Origin of the sequence: Psychroserpens sp. (genome assembly GCF_034670085.1) — a bacterium.
In the GTDB taxonomy this organism is placed as follows: Bacteria; Bacteroidota; Bacteroidia; order Flavobacteriales; family Flavobacteriaceae; genus Psychroserpens.
Genome location: NZ_JAXMOD010000011.1, coordinates 1 through 22,196, shown reverse-complemented (window position 1 = coordinate 22,196; position 22,196 = coordinate 1). Strand labels below are relative to the sequence as shown.

Genomic DNA, 22,196 nt, shown 5'->3' with positions numbered 1-22,196 from the left:
TTTTTTAGCTGTGCAAAGGTAACCATTTTAGTTCATTTACATCCAAAGAAATCCTTTCAAAAATGTATTAAAAAGATAAGGTTAATTTATTTCTGTCGAGCTTCAAAAATCTTTAAATACATAAACGTGCCCATTTTTCGAGCTCTTCGTTTTGCGTTTTCCACAACATCTCCTTCAAATAACTCATCTAAGGTTTGATACCAAAGATTTAACCAAATACCAAAATGAAGTTCAGTGATCGAATGATTATACTTTTTATCCACTTTGACATGTGCTTCAAGTGGATTTCCGTAATATTTCTGTTCAAGCTTTTTTGTCATAAACAAACTAGTCTCCCAAAAGGTTGTGAGATGATTTAAATGGTGCTCCCAATCTTTTATAGTTTCATTAAAAAAAGGACCCAAAACAGCATCTTCTCTAACTTTTTTATAGAATTCTGAAACCAATTTCGCTATATCCTCTCTATTTTTAATGTCTGCTTTCATCATCTGTAAAGTTAATTGTTTAAAACTAAACGGGAAATCAAAATAACATAATTTATATGTCACAATTCTATTGTATTTTAGCAGTATGATTTCAGTAGTTATCTTAGGAGCTGGTAATGTTGCCACGCATTTATATAAAGCTTTTCAGGCATCAAAAGATGTTACTGTTAAGCAGTGGTATAATAGGCGTTTAAAATCCATAGAAACCTATAAAAATAAAGTTGAAACTGTAAACGATATATCTAAACTAACTGAGGCTGACGTTTATATTTTGGCAGTTAGTGACGATGCAATTGCTGAATTATCGTCGCAACTACCATTTGAAAATCGGTTTGTAGTTCACACCTCTGGAAGTGTTAGCGCTTACGATATTGACAAAAAAAATAGACGTGGTGTTTTTTATCCGTTACAAACATTTTCCAAATCTGCTCCTATTGACTTTTCTGAAGTACCTCTTTGTTTAGAAACTTTAGTAAGAACAGATTACAAATTGCTAAAAAGTCTAGCTGTAAGTATTTCTAATCATGCCAAGCGCGTGAATAGTGACCAACGTGCATCTCTACATTTGGCAGCCGTTTTTGTGAATAATTTTACAAATCAGATCTATCGTATTGCTCATGAAATTACCGAATCTCAAGGTGCTGAATTTGATATGCTAAAGCCACTTATTTTAGAAACTGCAAAAAAAGTGAATCACATGTCACCTTATAAGGCGCAAACTGGACCAGCAAAACGCAATGATAAGAAGACCATAAAAAAACATTTGAAAGCATTAGATAATGAGCATCACAAGGCTATTTATAAATTGCTAACTGAATCAATTAAAAACACGCATGGAAGATAAAAGTTATAAAGAATATCTACACAAAATCAAAACATTTGTTTTTGATGTAGATGGTGTACTCACAGATGGAACCGTTACGATTATGACCAATGGCGATATGCTAAGACGCATGAATATTAAAGATGGTTATGCACTTAAAACTGCTATTGATGCTGGATTTAATATTTGCATAATTTCTGGCGGAAGTAATCTTGGTGTTCAAAAACGATTAGAAGGTTTAGGAATTAAAGACATCTACCTTGGAGCTCACAATAAAATAGACCAACTCAACGAATATGTCGAAAATAAAAACTTGAAACTGGAGAACATCTTGTATATGGGAGACGATATTCCTGATGTACCTGTTATGAGGTTGGTTGGTTTACCAACTTGTCCACAAGACGCGGTTTACGAAATCAAAGCCATTAGTAAATACATTTCTCATAAAGATGGTGGAAAAGGTGCAGTTAGAGATGTCATTGAACAAGTTATGAAAGTTCACGATAAATGGGATGGTAATTTTGATGCCAAATATGACTAATTTTCAAAGTAAAGAAACCAGTAAAACATTCAATCCTTGTATATTTTAAATCTTATTCGCTATAAGAATTTAGTGCTAATTGTATTGGTTCAACTTATAATACGATTTGCTTTATTCGAACCTTTTCAAATTGATGTTAAATTGAATGTGCTTGGCTATTCCCTTTTAATTTTAGCTACCGTTTGCATAGCTGCAGCAGGAAATATTATTAATGACATTTATGATATAGAAACTGATACAGTAAACAAACCAGACAAAGTAATTGTTGGTAAATATATTTCAGAGAAGACTGCTTTCAATCTTTTTTTCATTCTTAATGTTATTGGTGTTGGACTAGGTTTTTACTTATCACATAGTGTTGGGAAAAGTCCATTCTTTTCCATCTTTGTCATTATTTCTGCCACTTTGTATGTCTATGCTTCTTTCTTAAAACAAATTCCTGTCATTGGAAACATAGTCATTTCTATACTAGTTGCAATGAGTATTCTTATCGTTGGCGTTTTTGATGTATTACCAGCTATTACTGAAAGTAACAGAGCCACGCAAATTACTATTTTTAAGATTTTGATCGACTATGCTGTATTTGCTTTTTTAATCAATTTAGTACGAGAAATGATAAAAGATATTGAAGATGTTGATGGCGATTACAATGCACAAATGAATACACTGCCTATTGTCATTGGTCGTGAAAGAGCTAAATATATTGCTTTTGTATTTGGCTTATTACCTATTGCTGTGGTCATTTATTATTTGGTAACCTACTTATACAAGCAACAAATTGTAATTGGTTATTTTCTAGTTTTTATAATAGCACCTTTAATCTATGCAACCATCAAAATTTATAGTGCAACTTCTAAAAATCAGTTTCATCATATTAGTATTGTTTACAAAATTGTAATGCTATTAGGAATGTTATCTTTGTTATTATATCCTATTATTCTGAAATAGTACAATCTATGCTAAGCGAAAAACTCAAAAACTACACTCTTATTTTGGCTTCTGGTTCTCCCAGAAGACAACAATTTTTTAAAGATTTAGGTCTTGATTTTGAAGTACGCTTGAAACCCATTGATGAAGAATATCCAAATCGATTGACACATTTTGAGATTAGCGATTATTTATCACAGTTAAAATCGCTTCCCTTTAAAAACGATTTAAAAGTAAATGATATCCTAATTACAAGTGATACTATAGTTTGGAACGACAATAAAGCACTAGGAAAGCCATTAAACAAAAAAGATGCTTTCAATATGTTAAGTTCAATGAGCAATAAAACTCATGAAGTGATTACTTCTGTTTGCTTTACAACAACGTCATCTCAAAAAACGGTTAATGCAGTTACAAAAGTTACGTTTAAGGCACTAACTGAAAAAGAAATCAATTACTATCTAGACCATTATAAGCCTTTTGATAAAGCAGGTGCTTACGGTATACAAGAATGGATAGGTCATATCGGGATTACAAGAATTGAAGGGTCTTATTTTAATGTTGTTGGATTACCAACACATTTAGTTTATAAAACGTTAAACAGTTTTGTTAAATAAACCAATTCTAACTTATCTTTACCTTTTGAATTAAGGATTTATAAAAGATTTACTATGTTTTTAGAAACGTATCAAACTGAATTAATCATCACAGGAATTGTACTTCTGTTTCTTTTACTGGTTAGGGTTTTAGCCCATACTTTAGTTAGAAAAATAGGCCGAAAAAGCGGCATTAATGATGCGAGAATTAATTTGATTTGTCGTTATGTTTCAGTAACGCTTTTGCTTATTGCTTTACTTATCGAAGCCTTTGTTTTTGGTGCTCAGTTAAAAGAACTTACTTTATTATTTTCTTCAATATTTGCTGTCATTGGGATTGGATTATTCGCGATTTGGTCCATTTTGAGTAATATAACTTCAGGAATTATTATGTTTTTCAATTTTCCATATAAAGTTGGTGATAAGATTCAAATTCACGATAAAGACTTTCCGTTAGAAGCCATCATAGAAGACATTAGAGCATTTCAATTACATTTAAGACTAGATAATGGTGATTTAGTCACATATCCTAATAACCTAATGCTACAAAAAGCAGTGACGCTTGTTGAAAAAGATGCTATTGATGATCTTTTTGATGAAGGAGGTGATTCTGTTTAAAAAAAATCCTTGAAGCTTAATTCTTCAAGGATTTATATCTATAAAATTAGTATTGTAGTTTACAACACTGCTTTAGCTCTTCTGTCAGGAATTATTGAAGACGTATCATATCCTGAAAACTTTTTCATATAATGTCTTACAGTCGAACCATAAGCATCAGAAAAATTCTGACTACCAGCAGTTCTTAAGAATTTCTTTACACTTCCTGGGCCAGCCAAGTGTGCTGCTGCTAGGATACCAGATTCTGTGATCAAAACACCATTAATTTTCTTACCACCAAAACGTTTTATATCTTTTCTAAGAATCCATTTATTACGTTCTGCATTTGCAAGAAATGCTTTCTCCTGTAATTCAGGATTATACAAAAATTGGTTCGGATTATGAATCCCGATTAATTTTAATGTTTCTGCACCAAACTGATATTTACCTAAATACCCTAACGTATTAACCGTAAAATAATTTCCTCTTGATTCTTTAAAAGCAACAGCTTCCTTAAAACCTGTATACGTTTTTCCTAAATACGGAAAATAAGAATGCTTTTTTTGGAAAGGGTTTGATAAATGGGTTTCTGATACTCCAGAAGTTAAAGCTAAATTGTGCTCTACTGTGAAATCTAGTTCTAATCCTTCAGTCGAATACATAGCGACATCTAGAGAAGGGCTCGGTTTGAGTGCCATAAACATAACACTACAAATAGCTAGAGGGATAGCAAAATAATTACTGATTTTTTTCATCATAATTGCTAACTTTATGTATGGTGAAAATGGTTTGCAAAATCACCCTACAAATTCAGCATGCAAATATAAGCCTTTTTTTAAATTACTGAAAATAAGCAGTTAAAGTGTTGTTAAAAGTAGATATAATGTAGCTTTATCCCCTTTTTACCGTTGAACTCCAAGGTTGGAAAAGGGACTTTAATCGTGTTAAAAACGTCAAACAACGATCGCAACAGTCTAGAATTTGTGCGTATTTTTGATAAATCGATGTCCAAACTTAAGTAATATTGACGTTGTCTATTCTGACTTATTAAGAAGTTATCAACGTATTCGTTTTTTCCTGTCAACATACCGTCTGCACCATAGCCAAAAGCCAAATTTAACCATTGAGGAAGTTTACTAGATTTTACAAAAGAATTTACATTAGCACTTAACCAATAAGTCTGTCCATTGTAATCTTTTAGGACTTCTTCCAAAAAACCATCACCTAATTTATCAGGACGCTGTGAAGCATATTTAGTTTGATGAAACGAATATTTCAGTAAAATTCGTTGTTCATCCCAAAGTAATTCTTGTCCGACAAACAATCCAGTTCCTGCAGCATTTGCTGCCATATCAGACCACGAAAATCCCCATTCTGTGCTGTATCCATCTAACACTTCAACAGCTGTAAGGAACGTAAAACCTAAAGTTGCGCCATAAATTAATTGATCTTTTTGCTTAACTCCACTCCAATGCATTACATCTGCTCCAACCTTTCCTAATTGGTAAGCTGAAAAAACATGACCTAATTTATCCATCTGAAGCCATTCATCAGCATCATTTAGTGTGTGAAATTTTGAACGTGGAAAATCGGCATACCATAATTGATCTAAACCAAGTAATGTTAATGTTCCTAAAGACACTTCGGTAATTATAACTGCATTTCTTCTCGACGTATTTAAGGTGTCACTAGGTTTTAAAAAGTTGTCTAGTGTAGACTGAGAAAACGAACAGAATGATACTAAAAAAAGAAAACTAATATGTATCCAACGACACTTCACTCCTATCTGTGAATGCCTTGAGACGACAAATAATTTTGATATTCTCTGGCGTTTACATTGTGTTGCGCTAGGGATTTAGCAAACTTATGAAAACCAGGTTTTTTTGCATTGGCTGCAAAATATAAGTAGCTATGTTTCTCGTAGTTGAGTACTGCATCAATAGCAGAAATATCTGGCATAGCAATTAATCCTGGTGGCAATCCAGCATATTTATATGTGTTATAAGGCGACTCTATTTCTTTATGAATATTAAGAACTCTTTTAATTACCGTGTTTTTATACTTAGGTAATTTATAAGCTGCAAATTTCAATGTAGGATCGGCTTGTAATGGGATACCGATTCTTATTCTGTTCATATACACACCAGCAATTCTTGGTTGCTCTATTGGCTGTTTTGATTCTTCATAAACTATGGAAGCCAAAGCCATAACTTCATCTCTTGATAATCCAATGGCTTCTGCTTTCGCATTTCTATTGGTATTCCAAAAACGATTATATTCCTTAAGCATTCGATCTCTAAATTCTTCACCTGACGTATTCCAAAAGACTTCATAACTATTAGGAATGTACATTCCTAAAGCCGTTTTATCTGAAAATCCGCTGGATGCTAAAAATTCAGGATTTGTCATAGCTTCTAATAAGGACAAACTATCTGCTTCTATCTGTTGACTTACGCGACCTGCTAATTTTTCAAGAGATTCTTGATTATTAAATGAAAGTTTAATCGCCTGATTTCCGATTCTTATAGAATTGATAATATCATTATTACTCATTCCTTTTTTAATGACGTACTTACCAGCTTTCAAATTTGTGGTATATTTTTTTTGTGTTGCTAAGGCATCAAAACCATCAATATCAATCAATAAAGGTTCTAGCTGCTCTCTCACTTCTTCGTATGAAGCATTAGAGGACACATAAATAAAAGCTTCATCATTATTAAAAGCCGTATTGGGTTTAAACATGGCTCCATAGACAAAGTATGCAAAATAGGCAGCTACTAATAAGCCAATAAGCGCAATTGCCCAAAGTATTTTTTTGATATACATATTATTTTAAAATTCGTTGTAAGAGGTATTCATTTTTAAAAGCACCATTGACTAAATTCCAATCTTTTTTTAAGCCTACAACTTCAAAATCATGATTCTTAAACAGTTTTAAGCTCATTTTGTTGTCTTCTGAAACATTACAATATAGTTGATGTAAGTCTAAATGACCAGATGAATACGCAATGAGCAACTCTAAGGCTTCATTACTATATCCTTTTTGTCGATGCGCTTCATCTTTTATTAAAACGCCAATTCCTGCACGTTTATTTCTAAAATCAAAGTCAAACAAATCTATCAATCCAACTGCTACATCTTCAGGCGTACAAATGACCAATCGCAATTGCTTTGCTTCAAATATATCTTTATGTGCATTTTCAAGATATTGCTTGATTAAAAATTTAGAATATGGTGTTATCGTATTACTAATTTCCCAAACGGATTGATCATTTTCAATGGCATAGATGAAATCTAAGTCCTCAGGTTCTAGAGCACGTAAATAAATATGTTTACCTTTTAGATTAATCATTATATCTCACCTTTATAAACTTGGGTTGCAGGACCAATTAACCAAATATTCTTGTAACCATTATCTGCTTTTTCAAAAGACACTTTTAAAAGTCCGCCTTGCGTTTGTAATGCAATTGTATTCTTTTCAGTTTCACCAATAAAGTGCATCGCTAAAGCGACTGCTGTAGCTCCTGTACCACAAGACAATGTTTCATCTTCAACACCACGTTCATAGGTTCTAACTGAAAAATTGTCATTTGCATTTTTATGTACAAAATTAACATTACTTCCAACCTCATTATAGGGCGTACCATATCTAATTGCACTACCTTTAGTTTTAATATCTAATTGTTGCAACGCTAGTTCTAATTGCACATGATGCGGTGATCCAGTATCTAAAAACACATGGTTTCTATGTTTTTCAATATCTAAAACATCTTGCATTTTCAAATGTACAACATCAAAATCAACCTTTGCTTCATGCATTCCATCAATAGCTTCAAATGTTGCCCTATCATTTATGATTCCTAAAAACTTTGCAAATGCAGTAATACATCGTCCACCATTACCACACATTGAACTTTCATTTCCATCAGCATTAAAATACACCATTTTAAAATCTGCTGTATCATGAGGCTCTAAAAGTATCAAACCATCAGCTCCAATGCCAAAACGTCTGTCACATAAAAATGCAATACGTTTGGTATCATTTTTGTCGAAAATTTGCTGACGATTATCAATCATCACAAAATCGTTTCCTGTTCCTTGATATTTGTAAAATGGCAATTGCATATGGATGCAAATATAGGAATAATGCCACGATAATTATAGTGTTAAATGAGCGTTAAAAGTGACGTTAAAAATCGTTAAAGTTGAATTGAAAATTCAATAAATATTTAATTTTAGTGTTACCTAATTAATAAACATGTTTTAAAATGAAAAAAATCTTAACCTTAGTATTTGTTTCAGTGTTAGGTGGAATCATCACATTGTCTGCCTATAAACTATTTCTTGAAAAAGAATCTATTGTTGCTGTTGAAACTTCAGCAGAACAACCCTTTTTCGTTCCAACCAATTATGAATCTAGCAATGCTCACTTAGTAGCTGCTGAACATCCTAGTTTTGTAAATGCTGCTGAAAAAACAGTTGACGCAGTTGTTCATGTTAAAAACACGGCTTTAGTGTCTGCTCCTATGACCATGCAAGATTTATTTTTTGGTAGACAACAATCAAAACGTGCTCAAGTCGGAACTGGAAGTGGTGTGATCATTTCTCCAGATGGCTACATAATTACAAACAATCACGTCATTTCAGGTTCAGAATCTATTTCTATTACTTTAAATGACAATAAAATATATGATGCTGAACTTATTGGCACCGATGAAAAAACAGACATCGCACTATTAAAAGTTGATGCAGAAAACGACTTGCCATTTATTACATTTGGTGATTCTGATGCTGCTAAAATTGGAGAATGGGTTCTTGCTGTTGGTAATCCGTTTAATTTAACATCGACCGTAACTGCTGGTATAATTAGCGCAAAAGCTAGAGATTTAACGGGTAGAAACTCACAGTCATTCATTCAAACAGATGCAGCAGTTAATCCTGGTAACTCAGGAGGTGCTTTGGTAAATTCTAATGGAGAGCTCGTAGGTATTAACACAGCAATATCTTCACAAACAGGATCTTATATTGGGTATTCTTTTGCAGTTCCTAGTAATATTGCTAGAAAAGTAGTTGAAGATATTATTGAATTTGGAAATGTTCAAAATGGAATTTTGGGCGTTTCGCTTCTTAATAAAAATTCAAAAGAAGCAATTGAAAATGGGTTGAATGAAATAAATGGTGTCTATGTTGCTGAAGTCACTGAACAATCTGGAGCCGAAAAAGCAGGCATTAAAACGGGTGATATTATTAAAAAAGTAGATAATATTGAGATTTCTAAATTTTCAGATTTAAGCGGTTATTTAAAAACGAAGCGACCTGATGATATTGTTAATGTTGAAATCATTAGAGATGACGAAATAAAGACACTTCCAGTAGCGCTTTCAAAAACAGACATTTTAACTGTTGAATTTATGAAAATGGAATTGAAAAATCTTTCAGAAGAACGCAAATTAAAAAACGATATTAGTTATGGTGTTGAAGTTGTTAGAAATAATAACGATTGGCTATCAGAAAATCTTGGTGTGTCTTCTAAATATATCATTACAGATATTAATAATATTAAGATAAAAAACATAGAAGACATTTCAATATTGAAACAAAAATTTGGTGCAAATGCTGAACAGTACATTAAGAAAATTGGTCTTATCAATAAGGATGGAGAACGAGAACAATTTCTTATTAGATAAGTACTTGTAGTTTTTGTACAAGAAATCCATTAAAATCAATTGATTTTAATGGATTTTTTATTTTTATAAAAAACGCTACGAAAACGTTTGAAATATATTATTTTTGCAAACTGAAACAGAGACGTCTTTACAATTTTAAGAGGTTAAAATTGAGGCGTTAAAACAAACAACACACACTAAATTTAAAACAATGAGTTTGAACGGAACTTATGAAAACGAATTGGCTTTTCAAGCTGATCGAAGAAGAGCAACAGTAGAATTTATTAAAATCGTAAGCGACCTTTGGTACGACAAATCCATCGAATTGGTATTGTTCAGAAATCAAATGATAGACCGAAACGTTAGCGAAATTTTAAATCTTCATGAGTATGCTGGAGAATTTGTACAAAAACCCATTTCTATTTTTGATTCAGTTGAAATTGCTCAAGCCATCAAAGCTTTAGATCTTCCACCTGCAAAATTAGACATTGGAAAACTAACGTATGAGTTTCATTTAGAAGACCAAAAGTATAGCAATGCTACTGCTTTTGTTGCTAACAAATTAAAGGACGCTAAGAAAAACAAAAACATCAAACCTAAAGATGTTGTTTTATATGGTTTTGGAAGAATTGGACGTTTGGTTGCTAGAGAATTAATGACCAAAACTGGTAAAGGTAGTCAGTTGCGTTTAAGAGCTATCGTAACTCGCGGAAAAATAGATCAAACGGTTCTAGAAAAAAGAGCCTCTTTATTAAGAAACGATTCTGTTCATGGTGACTTTTCGGGAACTGTAATTGCCGATGTAAAAAACAGCGCCTTAATTATTAATGGAACGACTGTAAATATCATTTCAGCAAATGCACCAGAAGATATCGATTATACTAAATATGGTATTAATGATGCCTTGGTAATTGATAATACTGGAGCTTTTCGAGACAAGGAAGCTTTAAGCAGACATTTAAAATCAAAAGGTGTAAATAAAGTGTTATTAACAGCTCCAGGAAAAGGAGTTCCAAATATTGTTCATGGTGTTAATCATTTGGAAAATGATCCAGACAAGGTAGATATTTTCTCTGCTGCATCTTGTACTACAAATGCCATTACTCCTATTTTAAAAGCTGTTGAAGATACTTACGGAGTTGTAAGTGGTCACTTAGAAACCATTCATGCCTATACTAATGACCAAAACTTAGTCGATAATTTTCATAATAAGTATAGACGTGGACGTGCTGCTGGTTTAAATATGGTTATTACTGAAACTGGAGCTGGAAGTGCTGTTTCTAAAGCCTTACCATCTTTTGAAGGAAAGTTAACTTCTAACGCGATTCGTGTTCCTGTACCAAATGGATCTTTAGCTATTCTAAATTTAGATTTGGAAAAGAAAACATCAGTAGATGCCATGAATGCTATAATGAAAAAGTATGCTTTAGAAGGCGACTTAGTTGAGCAGATAAAATATGAAATGAGTGATGAATTGGTGTCTAGCGATATCGTTGGAAGCTCTGCGCCTTCAATTTATGATAGCAAAGCTACAATTGTACGACCTAATGGTAAAAATATTATTTTATATATCTGGTATGATAACGAATATGGTTATAGCCATCAAGTTATTAGATTAGCAAAGTATATTGCTAAAGTTAGACGTTATACATACTACTAGTAAACAAAACATCTAAAATTATTTATAATTCGTATATACATTAGCCTCGCAATTTGTGAGGCTAATTGTTTTATGATTTTGAAGTAAATCTTCATAATTTTATTATATTGTTCCCTAATAATCACTCTATTAATTTTACTAACCAAGATGAAATTATTTAAAACGCTATTACTTTCTTTATTTGCCGTATGCTTTATAAGCGCAAATGCTCAAAATGATGACGAAACCGATCAACTATCACTTAATAGTGGTACAATTGACAGTCAATTTGAATATGTTTTCAGGAAATCTGGAAACTTTAAAGGCACAAGAGGTCAAAAATATGAAGCAGTAAAGCAAGTCTGGTTACTCCAATTAAAGGCTAACGTTTTAGATTCCTTAAAAACGACGTACCAAGAGCTTGATAAAACTCAAGTCGTTGTATCTACTCAAGCCAAAACTATTGACGATTTAAATACTGAATTGGCAAATACTAAGACAGAGTTGACCAATACCAATGCCGAAAAAGACAGTATTAAGCTTTTTGGTATGCCCATGACTAAACCAAATTATAGTTTAATACTTTGGAGTATTGTTGGTGTATTATCAGCCTTATTATTGTTTTTTATCTATAAATTTAAGAATAGTAATTCGATTACAAAACAAGCTCAGAAAACATTAGAAGAAACTGAAGAAGAATTTGAAGAACACAGACGTAATGCTTTAGAACGTGAACAAAAAGTAAGACGCCAATTGCAAGACATGATTAATGAGCAAAAAAATGCGTAATTAAAGACCGTAATCTTTTCAATAAAAAAATCTGTAATTGAAATTACGGATTTTTTTATGACCATAAATCTACCAACACTATTCTTTTTATAAAGAAAGACTAAGAATCTTAGCTTCTTTTAACCACCTAATTCATTTATCTTTGCAGTCTATAAAATTAACTCCATGCGCATAGACATCATAACTGTATTACCAGAATTAATTAAAAGTCCGTTTGAAGCTTCAATTTTAAAACGTGCTATTGAAGCCAATTTGGTCAGCGTACATTTTCACAACTTACGCGATTATGCAACAGGTGGTTACAAAGCAATTGACGACACACAGTTTGGTGGTGGTGCAGGAATGGTAATGATGGTTGAACCTATTGACAAATGCATTACAAAATTACAATCAGAAAGAGATTACGACGAGATTATTTATATGACTCCAGATGGCGAACGTTTAAATCAGAGTATTGCTAATCAGGTGTCAATGAAAGAAAATATCATTATTCTTTGCGGACATTATAAAGGTGTTGACCAGCGCGTTCGAGATAAGTTTATAACCAAAGAGATTTCAATTGGAGATTATGTCTTATCTGGAGGTGAATTGGGAGCTGCTGTGTTATGTGATGCCGTGATTCGATTAATTCCTGGTGTATTAGGTAATGAAACCTCTGCCCTAACCGATTCGTTTCAAGATGGCTTATTAGCGCCTCCAATTTATACCAAACCAAGAGACTATAAAGGTATGAAAGTCCCAGAAGTATTATTTAGTGGAAACTTTCCTGAAATTGAAAAATGGCGTGAAGAACAAGCCTATAAAAGAACAAAAGATCGTCGTCCTGATTTGTTGGAAGAGTAAACTGTTTGTCATTCCGAACGCATGTGAGGAATCTCATATTTTTTAAATACGATTCTTCAGTCGTAGCTCCTTCTAAATGCCATTAGAACTTAAGAGGTCGTGTTAAGGATTGATGCGACATCCTTTTTATGACCACAGGAGTAAAAAGATACAGCGGAAAGCCTGACTCCTCGTAGCTTTTAGCGAAGTGGAGTATCACCCAAAAAATATTAAGTAATAATTGTGCATTATCAATTATTAACTATCTTTGCACCACTTTTGGATTAACCTCTGGCGAAAATCGTGAATGTTGGTTTGAAACAACTTATATAAATATAAAAAGATGAGTTTAGTAAAATTTGTACAAGACGAATTTGTAACAAGAAAAGATTTTCCTGAGTTTGGAGCTGGTGATACTATCACAGTATACTACGAAATTAAAGAAGGAAGTAAAACACGTACACAGTTTTTTAGAGGTGTCGTATTACAACGTAAAGGTGCTGGAAGTTCGGAAACATTTACAATTAGAAAAATGTCTGGAACTATTGGTGTAGAGCGTATCTTCCCAGTTAACTTACCTGCACTTCAAAAAGTTGAAGTAAATAAAAGAGGAAAAGTTAGAAGAGCAAGAATCTACTACTTTAGAGGTCTTACTGGTAAAAAAGCAAGAATTAAGGAAGTTAGAAAATAATTTTCTCAATATATACAGATTAAAAGCCTTGACAATGTCAAGGCTTTTTTGGTTATTAACTTTTGTTAATAAAATCGGTTCATAAAATGTGAATATCTATAGTCTTTAAAAATTTGGAATTCCCAAACAAAACTATACTTTAGCTAAACAATTAACAACAAACCTAGTTTGGTTTTGAATTAACTTTTGAATTTATGTTAAATTGTAATAAAGTAACGTTCTTTATATAATTGTTTTTTGAGGTTTTGGAGTCGCAGGTGTATGCGTGTTAGACAAAAAAATCATGAAACTTTGGAAGGTGTTGAATGTTTAGGCAGTTGACAACTAAAAAAGTGGAAAGCTTTGAAAAAGTATCAGGACCGAAAGTGAATGAGAAAAGGATGAGCAATGTCTTTGAAATATCCAACGTGAAAACGAACAGATAATGAAAAAGAGATCAAGAAAGACAGTTAAAACCGAAACAAAGTAGTAACAGGTCAATACATTTTGAAAGTTATGAAATGTTTCATTGAGATAGTGAAGCTTGAACTGAAAAGAAATGTGGGAATGTAAATTCAGCGATTTCAATTTTAGCAGCAATGTTAAATAGGTCATGTGAAGCTAAATCAAAAAAGCCATGTCAACGTAGTTTTGCTATAGTGATATGGCTTTTGTTTTTTAATGAAAACCACAGACTTATTATAGCGCTCGCCTAATTGTCTTATTTATCACCTTTCAATAGCATATTTCACTTTATTAACTATCAGTTTATTTGTATATTTGCTTGGCTTAAAAATTAGGCAATTCAGATTAAAATAAATTCTAAACTTCTTATGGGAAATACACCTACAATCATTTATACAAAAACCGACGAAGCACCAGCATTAGCAACACATTCGTTATTACCAATTATAAAATCATTCACAGCGTCTTCTGGTATAAATATAGAACTTAGAGATATTTCATTAGCAGCTAGGATTTTAGCGACATTCCCTGAATTTTTAACTGAAGACCAACGTGTTCCTGATGCTTTAAAGGAATTAGGAGATTTGGCAAAATTACCTGAAGCAAACATTATTAAATTGCCCAACATTAGTGCTTCGGTTCCTCAACTCAAAGAAGCTATAAAAGAATTACAAGATCAAGGTTTTAAATTACCAAACTATCCCGATGAGCCTGAAAACACCGAAGAAAAACAAATACGTTCCCGTTACGATAAAATAAAAGGTAGTGCTGTAAATCCTGTTCTTCGTGAAGGAAATTCAGACAGACGTGCTCCTAAAGCCGTTAAGAATTTTGCTAAAATGAATCCGCATTCTATGGGAGCATGGTCTTCAGATTCTAAAACCCATGTAGCTACGATGACACATGGTGATTTTGCACACAATGAAAAATCTGTAACCTTGCAAGAAGCGACTTCAATAAAAATTGTTCATACAGATAGCTCTGGAAAGACAACAGTTTTAAAAGATGATTTGGCCTTATTAAAAGGTGAAATTATAGATGCTACTGTAATGAACAAGAAAGCCTTATTAGATTTCTTAGAAGAGCAAGTTGAAGATGCGTTAGATAAGAGCGTTTTGTTTTCTTTACATATGAAAGCTACTATGATGAAAGTCTCTGATCCAATTATTTTTGGTCATGCTGTTCGTGTGTTCTTTAAAGGTTTATTCAAAAAACATGGAAAAACTTTTGAAAAAATTGGCGTAGATGTGAATAACGGATTTGGGAATCTTTTAAGTAAGTTAAATGAATTACCAGATGATAAACATGCCGAAATTAGAGATGATATTAGATACGCACTTCATCATGGTCCAGATTTGGCTATGGTAAATAGTGATCGTGGTATTACGAATTTACATGTTCCAAGTGATGTAATTATAGATGCATCTATGCCTGCAATGATTCGTACATCAGGTCAAATGTGGAATGCGGATGGCAAACTACAAGATACCAAAGCTGTAATTCCAGATAGCAGTTATGCTGGTTTATATTCAGCTACTATCGATTTCTGTAAAAAACATGGTGCTTTTGATCCGACAACTATGGGAACAGTTCCTAATGTTGGATTAATGGCTCAAAAAGCTGAAGAATATGGTTCACACGACAAGACCTTTGAAATGGCTTCTAACGGTAAAGTTCAGGTCATTGATGCTTCAGGAAAGGTCTTAACTTCACATAAGGTTGAAGCTGGAGACATTTGGAGAATGTGTCAGGTAAAAGATGCGCCTATTCAAGATTGGGTAAAACTAGCTGTTACAAGAGCAAGGGCATCACAAACACCTGCTGTTTTTTGGTTAGATTCGGAAAGAGCTCATGATGCAGAATTGATTAAAAAAGTAAATACGTATTTACAAGATCATGATACGTCTGGTTTAGATATTAGAATTTTATCTACAATTAAAGCCACTAACTTTACATTAGCTCGTGTTAAGGATGGAAAAAATACTATTTCGGTAACTGGAAATGTATTACGTGATTACTTAACAGATTTATTCCCGATTTTAGAATTAGGAACGAGTGCTAAAATGTTATCTATTGTGCCATTAATGAAGGGTGGAGGATTATTTGAAACTGGAGCTGGTGGATCTGCCCCAAAACATGTTGAGCAATTTACTAATGAAAACCATTTGCGATGGGATTCGCTAGGAGAATTTTTAGCACTTGCCGTATCCTTAGAACATTTTGGGGAGGTGAATAATAATGCAAAAGCAAAGGTTTTATCTGAAACATTAGATGATGCCACCGAAAAATTACTAGCTAACGGAAAATCGCCTTCAAGAAAAGTAAATGAATTAGATAACAGAGGAAGTCATTTCTATTTAGCTCTATTCTGGGCTGAAGCTTTAGCAAATCAATCTCAAGATTTAGATTTAAAACATGAGTTTGCACAAGTATTTAAAAATTTACAAGCCCAAGAAACAAAAATTGTAGATGAATTAAACGCTGTTCAAGGTCAACCAGTCGATATTGGAGGTTACTACTTTCCAAATGAAACAGCAACATTTGAGGCAATGAGACCTAGTACAACATTCAACAACCTTTTGAAATAAAAACATATAAAAAAGACCATTTTAAAAGTGGTCTTTTTTTTATATTAGTACAGAACAAAATGACTAAAGAGGACTTAACTAGTTGTTATGAAAGGATAAAACCTTATATCCACAATACACCAATTCTGACGTCCAAACTTATCAATACTCTTGTAGGTGCTGAACTGTATTTTAAATGTGAAAATTTCCAAAGAGCTGGAGCATATAAAATTCGTGGTGCAACAAATGCAATCCTGCAACTTTCAAAAACACAGCTACAAAATGGGGTGGTTACGCATTCGTCTGGAAACTTTGCGCAAGCGTTAGCACTTGCAGCTAAAAGTTTAAATATAAAAGCGTATATCGTTATGCCCTCAAATTCACCTAGCGTTAAGAAAAATGCGGTTTTAGAATATGGAGGTGAAGTTGTAGAATGTGAACCAACATTAGAAGCAAGACAAGATGCAGCAAATCAAATCGCAAATACTACTGGAGCAACATTTATTCATCCTTCTAATAATTTAGATGTTATTCTAGGTCAAGGAACATCAGGTTTAGAATTACTGAAAGAACACCCAAGTCTAGATTATATATTTTGTCCTATTGGTGGTGGTGGATTAATTGCAGGAACGGCTTTGGCAGCTACTCATTTTTCAAATCATTGTAAAGTTGTTGGTGGAGAACCTATGGAAGCTGATGATGCCTATCGCTCCTTAATCAGTGGAAAAATTGAAACCAATAGAACTACAAATACAATTGCCGACGGTTTAAGAACACATTTAGGATCTCATAATTTTCCTATCATAAAAGCCTATGTAAAACAAATCATTAGGGTTTCTGAAACTGAAATAATTGAAGCGATGCAGCTCATTTGGGAACGCATGAAAATTATAATTGAACCTTCTAGTGCTGTTGCCTTCGCTGCAATTTTAAAAGAAAAAGAAACTTTTAAAAATCAAAAGATTGGTGTTATCATTTCTGGCGGAAATGTAGATATACATAATTTACCTTTTTAATGTAACAATAGTAAAAGTGATTCGTTTTAAGTTAATATAATTCATCAACAAAAAAATATCAATTCTAAATTATGACATTACTTCAAAGAGTAATTCTATTCTTATTTTTATTTAGTCCATTAGGAATTTTAGCTCAAGAAAAATACACATTAAGTGGAGTCATTTCTGACATAAGCAGTAATGAAACACTAATTGGTGTTAATATCCTATTTCCAGAACAACAAACGGGAACCATCACAAACGAATATGGTTTTTATTCAATAACCCTTCCAGAAGGTTCATATAAACTGGTCATTAGTTATTTAGGATTTCAAAATATTATTGAAACTATTGAACTGACTTCAGACTTGACTAAAAACTATAGTTTAGTTGAGGCTACAGAAACGCTTGACGAAGTTGTTATTACTGAAGATATTGAAAAACTAAATATTAGAAAGCCACAAATGAGTGTTAATGCGCTTTCTGCTAGCACGATTAAACAAATCCCTGTAGTTCTTGGTGAAGTTGATGTTATAAAAGCCATTACGCTCTTACCAGGTGTTACAACTGCTGGTGAAGGCGCTTCTGGTTTTAATGTTAGAGGTGGTTCGGCAGATCAAAACTTAATACTTTTAGATGAAGCGATTATATACAATTCTTCGCATTTATTCGGTTTCTTTTCAGTATTCAATCCTGATGCTATTAAAGACTTACGCTTATATAAAGGCGGAATTCCTGCGCGTTATGGAGGACGTGTATCTTCAGTATTAGATATTTATCAAAAAGAAGGCAATAGCAATGAGTTTCATGCCAATGGTGGAATTGGTATTGTATCTAGTAGATTATTAGTAGAAGGTCCAATTGAGAAACAAAAAGGTTCATTTTTATTTGGAGGAAGAGCATCTTATGCCCATCTATTCCTACCACTTTTTGACGTAGACAACATTGCTTATTTTTATGACTTAAATACCAAATTAAGCTACAAACTCAATCAAAATAACAATATTTATCTGTCTGGTTATTTTGGTCGAGATGTATTTAGTCTTAATGATAGTTTTGAAAACACTTATGGGAATACGGTATTAAACTTCAGATGGAATCATTTGTTTTCAGATAAGTTATTTTCAAATGTTTCATTGATATATTCAGATTATTATTATGGATTAAATCTTGACTTAATTGGATTTGATTGGAATTCAGGTATTAGAAATTTCAATTTAAAATATGACTTAAAACATTACCTAACAGATAAAATAAAATTACAATATGGTTTAAATAGTATTTATCATAAATTTAATCCTGGTGAAATTGAACCATCAAACAGTACGTCAGGAATAAATCCTCAAAAACTAATTGATAAATACGCTTTAGAAAATGCTTTGTATTTTGACGTAGAACACCAATTAAGCGATAAGTTAACAGCTTCCTACGGTTTAAGGTTTAGCAACTTTTTAAGATTAGGTCAAGATGAACTTAATGTTTATGAAAATGATCAAGCCGTAATTTTTAATGATGAACTTCAAATTTATGAAAAAGCAGAGCCTATTGGCATTGAAAAATTTGATCGTAATGATGTTCTAAAATCATTTAATAATATTGAGCCTCGTTTAGCAATGGCTTATCAGTTAAATAACAAATCTTCTATAAAAGCCAGTTATAATAGAATGACTCAATATTTACATTTATTATCTAATACAAGTTCACCAACGCCATTAGATGTATGGACACCAAGTGGAAAGTATGCAAAGCCACAAATTTTAGATCAGTATGCCGTGGGTTACTTTAGAAATTTTTCAAATAATATGTATTCCTTAGAATTTGAGACGTTCTTTAAAACTGTAGAAAATAGAATCGATTATATTGATGGTGCAGATTTAATTGCTAACGATGCTATTGAGCAAGTTATTTTAAACGGGAAGGCAAGAGCCTACGGATTAGAGCTTCTTTTCAGAAAAAACGAAGGACGATTTACAGGTTGGTTAGCCTATACCCTTTCAAAATCAGAGCAACAAACAAAAGGAAGAACTGCTAACGAAACTGGAATAAATAATGGTGAATGGTATAATACACCATTTGACAAAACCCACGACATCTCTTTTACTGGAAGTTATGAACTCAATAAAAAATGGTCAATTAATGCGAATTTTTTATTTCAAACTGGTCAGCCAGTTACCTATCCAAATGGTCAATATGAATACAACGGAATTAGAATTCCGAGTTACACCAACAGAAATGAGTTTAGATTACCTACTTATCATCGTTTAGATGTATCAGCTAATTATACACCTAAACCAAATAAAGTAAAAGGATTTAGAGGTCAGTGGGTATTTGGGATTTATAACCTCTATAATCGAAGAAATGCGGCTTCGATAAGTTTCAACCAAAATAGAGATACCTCAAGAAATGAAGCAGTAAGACTTGCGATTTTTGGTGTAGTACCATCAGTGTCTTATAATTTTAAATTTTAGAAAAATGAAAAAACTTATATATATAATACTCCTAGTTTTTACATATTCGTGTGAAGATGTGATTGATTTAGAATTACCAACTTCTGAACCGAAATTAGTTATTGATGCCTCAATTGAGTGGTTAAAAGGTACTACAGGAAATGAACAAAGTATAAAACTTAGTTTAACTGCACCATTCTTTGATATCGATGTTCCGCCAGCAAATAATGCTACGGTAATGGTAACAGATAGTAATGATACTGTTTATGATTTTATCGAAGATGGAGCCACCGGAATATACATGAATAACACTTTTGTACCAGAAATAAATGGTGAGTATACACTGACAGTACTTTATAATGGAGAAACATATATCGCTACAGAAACATTAAAGTCAGTTAGTGAAATTACGAGAGTAGAACAAAATTTGGAAGGTGGTTTTTCAGGGCAGGAAACAGAAATAAAAGCGTTTTTTAATGACCCTGGAGATGAAGAAAACTATTACTTTTTTGAATTTATACCTAGTTTACCTGTTACTCCTACCCTAGATACTTTTGAAGATGAATTTGTAAATGGGAATGAGATTTTTGGCTTTTATATAGAAGAAGATTTAGATTTCGGCCAAAGCGTAACTATTCGTAATCATGGAGTTTCCGAGCGTTTTTACGAATTCATGTTTATTTTACTTCAGCAAACTGAAAGTGGTGGACCATTTGAAACTCAACCTGCAACTGTAAGAGGAAATTGCATCAATCAAACCAATCCAGACAATTTCCCTTTGGGTTATTTTAGGCTATCCGAAGTTGATGAATTTATTTATACTATCGAATAATTTTTAAAAACATAATTGATTTAGCCTTTTATTTGGGCGTTACGCTTTGATTTTTGTAATCAAAGCGTCGTGCTATCCACTATATCTTTTTGAGTAAATTCTCAAAAAGGATGTCGCTTCTATCACTAACGCAGAAGAAAATTTTGATTATTTTTACAATATGACATTTATAAAAACTACTGAGCAAGATTCAAACTATAATCATTTAGAAAAAATGAGCATATCTGACATTTTGACGAATATCAATTCAGAAGATAAAACAGTTCCGTTAGCAGTAGAAAAAGCACTTCCTCAAATCACAAATTTGGTTGAACGAATAATTCTTAAATTAAAATCAGGTGGACGCTTATTTTATATTGGAGCAGGTACTAGTGGTAGATTAGGAATTTTAGATGCTTCAGAATGTCCTCCTACTTTTGGTGTTTCTCATGAATTAGTTGTAGGACTGATTGCTGGTGGAGATTCTGCGATTAGAAAAGCGGTCGAATTTGCTGAAGATTCTACAGAACAAGGCTGGAAGGACCTAGAATTCTATAATATTACCTCAAATGATGTAGTAATTGGAATTGCTGCATCAGGAACAACACCATATGTTATTTCAGCATTAGAAAAATGCAACTCCAATAATATTGTTACCGGTTGTATCACATGCAATAAAAACAGTCCTTTATCAAAAGTTTCTCAATATCCAATAGAAGTAATTGTTGGTCCAGAATTTGTAACAGGTAGTTCAAGAATGAAAGCTGGAACTGCTCAAAAGTTAGTATTAAATATGATTTCTACCACTGCCATGATTCAATTAGGTAAAGTAAAAGGAAATAAAATGGTTGATATGCAGTTGAGCAATAATAAACTAGTAGATCGCGGTACTAAAATGCTAATGAAAGAGCTTAACATTGAAAAACATGAAGCAGAATTATTATTAGAACAATATAAAAATGTACGTTCTGCAATTCAACACTTTAAAAATGGAAACTAAAAGAACAGATAAAAATCTCCTATATAAAGGTCTTAAAACAATGGGACTAACATTAGTATTAATGTTTCTCGGTCCTACTATGTTTTATGTTGCTCTAACCAATTCCGAAAAACCATTATACATACCAATTCTGATTGTAGCTTCCATAATTTGTATACTCGCAATTTTATTTGCGTTTAAAGGGTTAAAAATAATTATGGATAGTATGTTTAAGTAATAAGTGCATGATGTAAAAACATAAAAAAAGCCCTTCATTAAAAAATGAAGGGCTTTAAAAAAGGCGACGACCTACTCTCCCACAAATGCAGTACCATCGGCGCAAATGGGCTTAACTTCTCTGTTCGGAATGGTAAGAG

General features: G+C 32.6%; 22 protein-coding genes and 1 rRNA gene. 16 read left to right on the top strand and 7 right to left on the bottom strand.

Annotated elements, in window-relative coordinates:
• Positions 1-86: 86 nt before the first annotated feature.
• Positions 87-488, bottom strand: coding sequence for a group III truncated hemoglobin (locus VOI25_RS15180; protein ID WP_323789941.1), 402 nt, complete (start codon positions 486-488; stop codon positions 87-89).
• Positions 489-570: 82 nt separating this feature from the next.
• Between VOI25_RS15180 and VOI25_RS15175 the strand changes: the two genes are divergently transcribed.
• The 5 genes from VOI25_RS15175 to VOI25_RS15155 are packed head-to-tail and all read left to right on the top strand — an operon-like array spanning position 571 to position 3,990.
• On the top strand, positions 571-1,329 hold the full coding sequence (locus VOI25_RS15175) for a Rossmann-like and DUF2520 domain-containing protein (protein ID WP_323789940.1): 759 nt from the start codon (positions 571-573) through the stop codon (positions 1,327-1,329).
• On the top strand, positions 1,319-1,849 hold the full coding sequence (locus VOI25_RS15170; RefSeq protein ID WP_323789939.1) for an HAD-IIIA family hydrolase: 531 nt from the start codon (positions 1,319-1,321) through the stop codon (positions 1,847-1,849). The genes VOI25_RS15175 and VOI25_RS15170 overlap by 11 nt, the downstream gene beginning before the upstream one ends.
• A 36-nt stretch (positions 1,850-1,885) precedes the next feature.
• Positions 1,886-2,797 (top strand): geranylgeranylglycerol-phosphate geranylgeranyltransferase, encoded by a 912-nt coding sequence (locus VOI25_RS15165; protein WP_323789938.1) that lies wholly within the window; start codon positions 1,886-1,888, stop codon positions 2,795-2,797.
• Between the two features lie 8 nt (positions 2,798-2,805).
• Positions 2,806-3,393, top strand: coding sequence for a Maf-like protein (locus VOI25_RS15160; protein WP_323789937.1), 588 nt, complete (start codon positions 2,806-2,808; stop codon positions 3,391-3,393).
• 54 nt (positions 3,394-3,447) lie between these two features.
• Entirely contained in the window at positions 3,448-3,990 is a 543-nt protein-coding gene (locus VOI25_RS15155; RefSeq protein WP_323789936.1) for a mechanosensitive ion channel domain-containing protein, read from the top strand.
• 59 nt (positions 3,991-4,049) lie between these two features.
• Here the strand turns inward: VOI25_RS15155 and VOI25_RS15150 are convergent, their stop codons facing one another.
• From VOI25_RS15150 to dapF, 5 genes are all read right to left on the bottom strand, one after another.
• Positions 4,050-4,727, bottom strand: a complete 678-nt coding sequence (locus VOI25_RS15150; RefSeq protein ID WP_323789935.1) for a peptidoglycan-binding protein LysM — start codon at positions 4,725-4,727, stop codon at positions 4,050-4,052.
• Between the two features lie 110 nt (positions 4,728-4,837).
• Entirely contained in the window at positions 4,838-5,749 is a 912-nt protein-coding gene (locus tag VOI25_RS15145) for a DUF2279 domain-containing protein (RefSeq protein WP_323789934.1), read from the bottom strand.
• Between the two features lie 2 nt (positions 5,750-5,751).
• A complete protein-coding gene (gene mltG / locus VOI25_RS15140) occupies positions 5,752-6,795 on the bottom strand; it encodes an endolytic transglycosylase MltG (protein ID WP_323789933.1) in 1,044 nt (347 codons plus the stop codon).
• A 1-nt stretch (position 6,796) separates the two neighbouring features.
• Positions 6,797-7,321 carry a GNAT family N-acetyltransferase gene (locus VOI25_RS15135; protein WP_323789932.1) on the bottom strand — a complete coding sequence of 175 codons (525 nt, stop codon included), beginning with the start codon at positions 7,319-7,321 and terminating at the stop codon, positions 6,797-6,799.
• Complete coding sequence (dapF, locus tag VOI25_RS15130; RefSeq protein ID WP_323789931.1) at positions 7,321-8,094, bottom strand: diaminopimelate epimerase; 774 nt, start codon at positions 8,092-8,094, stop codon at positions 7,321-7,323. Before dapF ends, VOI25_RS15135 begins: the two co-directional genes overlap by 1 nt.
• Before the next feature lie 143 nt (positions 8,095-8,237).
• Here dapF and VOI25_RS15125 point away from each other — a divergent pair, with 143 nt between their 5' ends.
• The 11 genes from VOI25_RS15125 (at position 8,238) to VOI25_RS15075 (ending at position 22,057) form a co-directional block, all read left to right on the top strand.
• The gene (locus VOI25_RS15125; RefSeq protein WP_323789930.1) at positions 8,238-9,656 is read left to right on the top strand and encodes a S1C family serine protease; all 1,419 of its coding nucleotides are present in this window, start codon (positions 8,238-8,240) and stop codon (positions 9,654-9,656) included.
• Positions 9,657-9,846: 190 nt separating this feature from the next.
• The gene (locus VOI25_RS15120) at positions 9,847-11,295 is read left to right on the top strand and encodes a glyceraldehyde-3-phosphate dehydrogenase (RefSeq protein ID WP_323789929.1); all 1,449 of its coding nucleotides are present in this window, start codon (positions 9,847-9,849) and stop codon (positions 11,293-11,295) included.
• Positions 11,296-11,442: 147 nt separating this feature from the next.
• Positions 11,443-12,063, top strand: coding sequence for a tRNA (guanine-N1)-methyltransferase (locus VOI25_RS15115; protein WP_323789928.1), 621 nt, complete (start codon positions 11,443-11,445; stop codon positions 12,061-12,063).
• Between the two features lie 165 nt (positions 12,064-12,228).
• Positions 12,229-12,906, top strand: a complete 678-nt coding sequence (gene trmD / locus VOI25_RS15110) for a tRNA (guanosine(37)-N1)-methyltransferase TrmD (protein WP_323789927.1) — start codon at positions 12,229-12,231, stop codon at positions 12,904-12,906.
• Between the two features lie 322 nt (positions 12,907-13,228).
• Positions 13,229-13,576: a 50S ribosomal protein L19 gene (gene rplS, locus VOI25_RS15105; RefSeq protein WP_323789926.1), complete on the top strand. Its 348-nt coding sequence runs from the start codon at positions 13,229-13,231 to the stop codon at positions 13,574-13,576.
• 812 nt (positions 13,577-14,388) lie between these two features.
• A complete protein-coding gene (locus VOI25_RS15100) occupies positions 14,389-16,608 on the top strand; it encodes an NADP-dependent isocitrate dehydrogenase (protein WP_323789925.1) in 2,220 nt (739 codons plus the stop codon).
• 59 nt (positions 16,609-16,667) lie between these two features.
• Positions 16,668-17,603: a threonine/serine dehydratase gene (locus tag VOI25_RS15095; protein ID WP_323789924.1), complete on the top strand. Its 936-nt coding sequence runs from the start codon at positions 16,668-16,670 to the stop codon at positions 17,601-17,603.
• 71 nt (positions 17,604-17,674) lie between these two features.
• The gene (locus tag VOI25_RS15090; protein WP_323789923.1) at positions 17,675-20,050 is read left to right on the top strand and encodes a TonB-dependent receptor; all 2,376 of its coding nucleotides are present in this window, start codon (positions 17,675-17,677) and stop codon (positions 20,048-20,050) included.
• Positions 20,051-20,054: 4 nt separating this feature from the next.
• Positions 20,055-20,861: a DUF4249 domain-containing protein gene (locus VOI25_RS15085; protein WP_323789922.1), complete on the top strand. Its 807-nt coding sequence runs from the start codon at positions 20,055-20,057 to the stop codon at positions 20,859-20,861.
• A 160-nt stretch (positions 20,862-21,021) separates the two neighbouring features.
• The gene (gene murQ / locus VOI25_RS15080; RefSeq protein WP_323789921.1) at positions 21,022-21,840 is read left to right on the top strand and encodes an N-acetylmuramic acid 6-phosphate etherase; all 819 of its coding nucleotides are present in this window, start codon (positions 21,022-21,024) and stop codon (positions 21,838-21,840) included.
• Entirely contained in the window at positions 21,800-22,057 is a 258-nt protein-coding gene (locus VOI25_RS15075; protein WP_323789920.1) for a DUF6095 family protein, read from the top strand. Before murQ ends, VOI25_RS15075 begins: the two co-directional genes overlap by 41 nt.
• 58 nt (positions 22,058-22,115) lie before the next feature.
• Here VOI25_RS15075 and rrf read toward each other — a convergent pair.
• Positions 22,116-22,196: ribosomal RNA gene (gene rrf, locus VOI25_RS15070) — 5S ribosomal RNA — on the bottom strand; the annotation flags it as partial.

What these genes read in the sequence shown, in the direction of transcription:
- VOI25_RS15120 (WP_323789929.1), top strand. Translation starts at nt 9,847, where the DNA reads ATGAGTTTGAACGGAACTTATGAAAACGAATTGGCTTTTCAAGCTGAT.
- VOI25_RS15135 (WP_323789932.1), bottom strand. Translation starts at nt 7,321, where the DNA reads ATGATTAATCTAAAAGGTAAACATATTTATTTACGTGCTCTAGAACCT.
- murQ (WP_323789921.1), top strand. Translation starts at nt 21,022, where the DNA reads ATGACATTTATAAAAACTACTGAGCAAGATTCAAACTATAATCATTTA.
- dapF (WP_323789931.1), bottom strand. Translation starts at nt 8,094, where the DNA reads ATGCAATTGCCATTTTACAAATATCAAGGAACAGGAAACGATTTTGTG.
- trmD (WP_323789927.1), top strand. Translation starts at nt 12,229, where the DNA reads ATGCGCATAGACATCATAACTGTATTACCAGAATTAATTAAAAGTCCG.
- VOI25_RS15180 (WP_323789941.1), bottom strand. Translation starts at nt 488, where the DNA reads ATGATGAAAGCAGACATTAAAAATAGAGAGGATATAGCGAAATTGGTT.
- VOI25_RS15125 (WP_323789930.1), top strand. Translation starts at nt 8,238, where the DNA reads ATGAAAAAAATCTTAACCTTAGTATTTGTTTCAGTGTTAGGTGGAATC.
- mltG (WP_323789933.1), bottom strand. Translation starts at nt 6,795, where the DNA reads ATGTATATCAAAAAAATACTTTGGGCAATTGCGCTTATTGGCTTATTA.
- VOI25_RS15115 (WP_323789928.1), top strand. Translation starts at nt 11,443, where the DNA reads ATGAAATTATTTAAAACGCTATTACTTTCTTTATTTGCCGTATGCTTT.
- VOI25_RS15160 (WP_323789937.1), top strand. Translation starts at nt 2,806, where the DNA reads ATGCTAAGCGAAAAACTCAAAAACTACACTCTTATTTTGGCTTCTGGT.
- VOI25_RS15090 (WP_323789923.1), top strand. Translation starts at nt 17,675, where the DNA reads ATGACATTACTTCAAAGAGTAATTCTATTCTTATTTTTATTTAGTCCA.
- VOI25_RS15085 (WP_323789922.1), top strand. Translation starts at nt 20,055, where the DNA reads ATGAAAAAACTTATATATATAATACTCCTAGTTTTTACATATTCGTGT.
- VOI25_RS15150 (WP_323789935.1), bottom strand. Translation starts at nt 4,727, where the DNA reads ATGATGAAAAAAATCAGTAATTATTTTGCTATCCCTCTAGCTATTTGT.
- VOI25_RS15100 (WP_323789925.1), top strand. Translation starts at nt 14,389, where the DNA reads ATGGGAAATACACCTACAATCATTTATACAAAAACCGACGAAGCACCA.
- rplS (WP_323789926.1), top strand. Translation starts at nt 13,229, where the DNA reads ATGAGTTTAGTAAAATTTGTACAAGACGAATTTGTAACAAGAAAAGAT.
- VOI25_RS15095 (WP_323789924.1), top strand. Translation starts at nt 16,668, where the DNA reads ATGACTAAAGAGGACTTAACTAGTTGTTATGAAAGGATAAAACCTTAT.
- VOI25_RS15170 (WP_323789939.1), top strand. Translation starts at nt 1,319, where the DNA reads ATGGAAGATAAAAGTTATAAAGAATATCTACACAAAATCAAAACATTT.
- VOI25_RS15155 (WP_323789936.1), top strand. Translation starts at nt 3,448, where the DNA reads ATGTTTTTAGAAACGTATCAAACTGAATTAATCATCACAGGAATTGTA.
- VOI25_RS15175 (WP_323789940.1), top strand. Translation starts at nt 571, where the DNA reads ATGATTTCAGTAGTTATCTTAGGAGCTGGTAATGTTGCCACGCATTTA.
- VOI25_RS15075 (WP_323789920.1), top strand. Translation starts at nt 21,800, where the DNA reads ATGTACGTTCTGCAATTCAACACTTTAAAAATGGAAACTAAAAGAACA.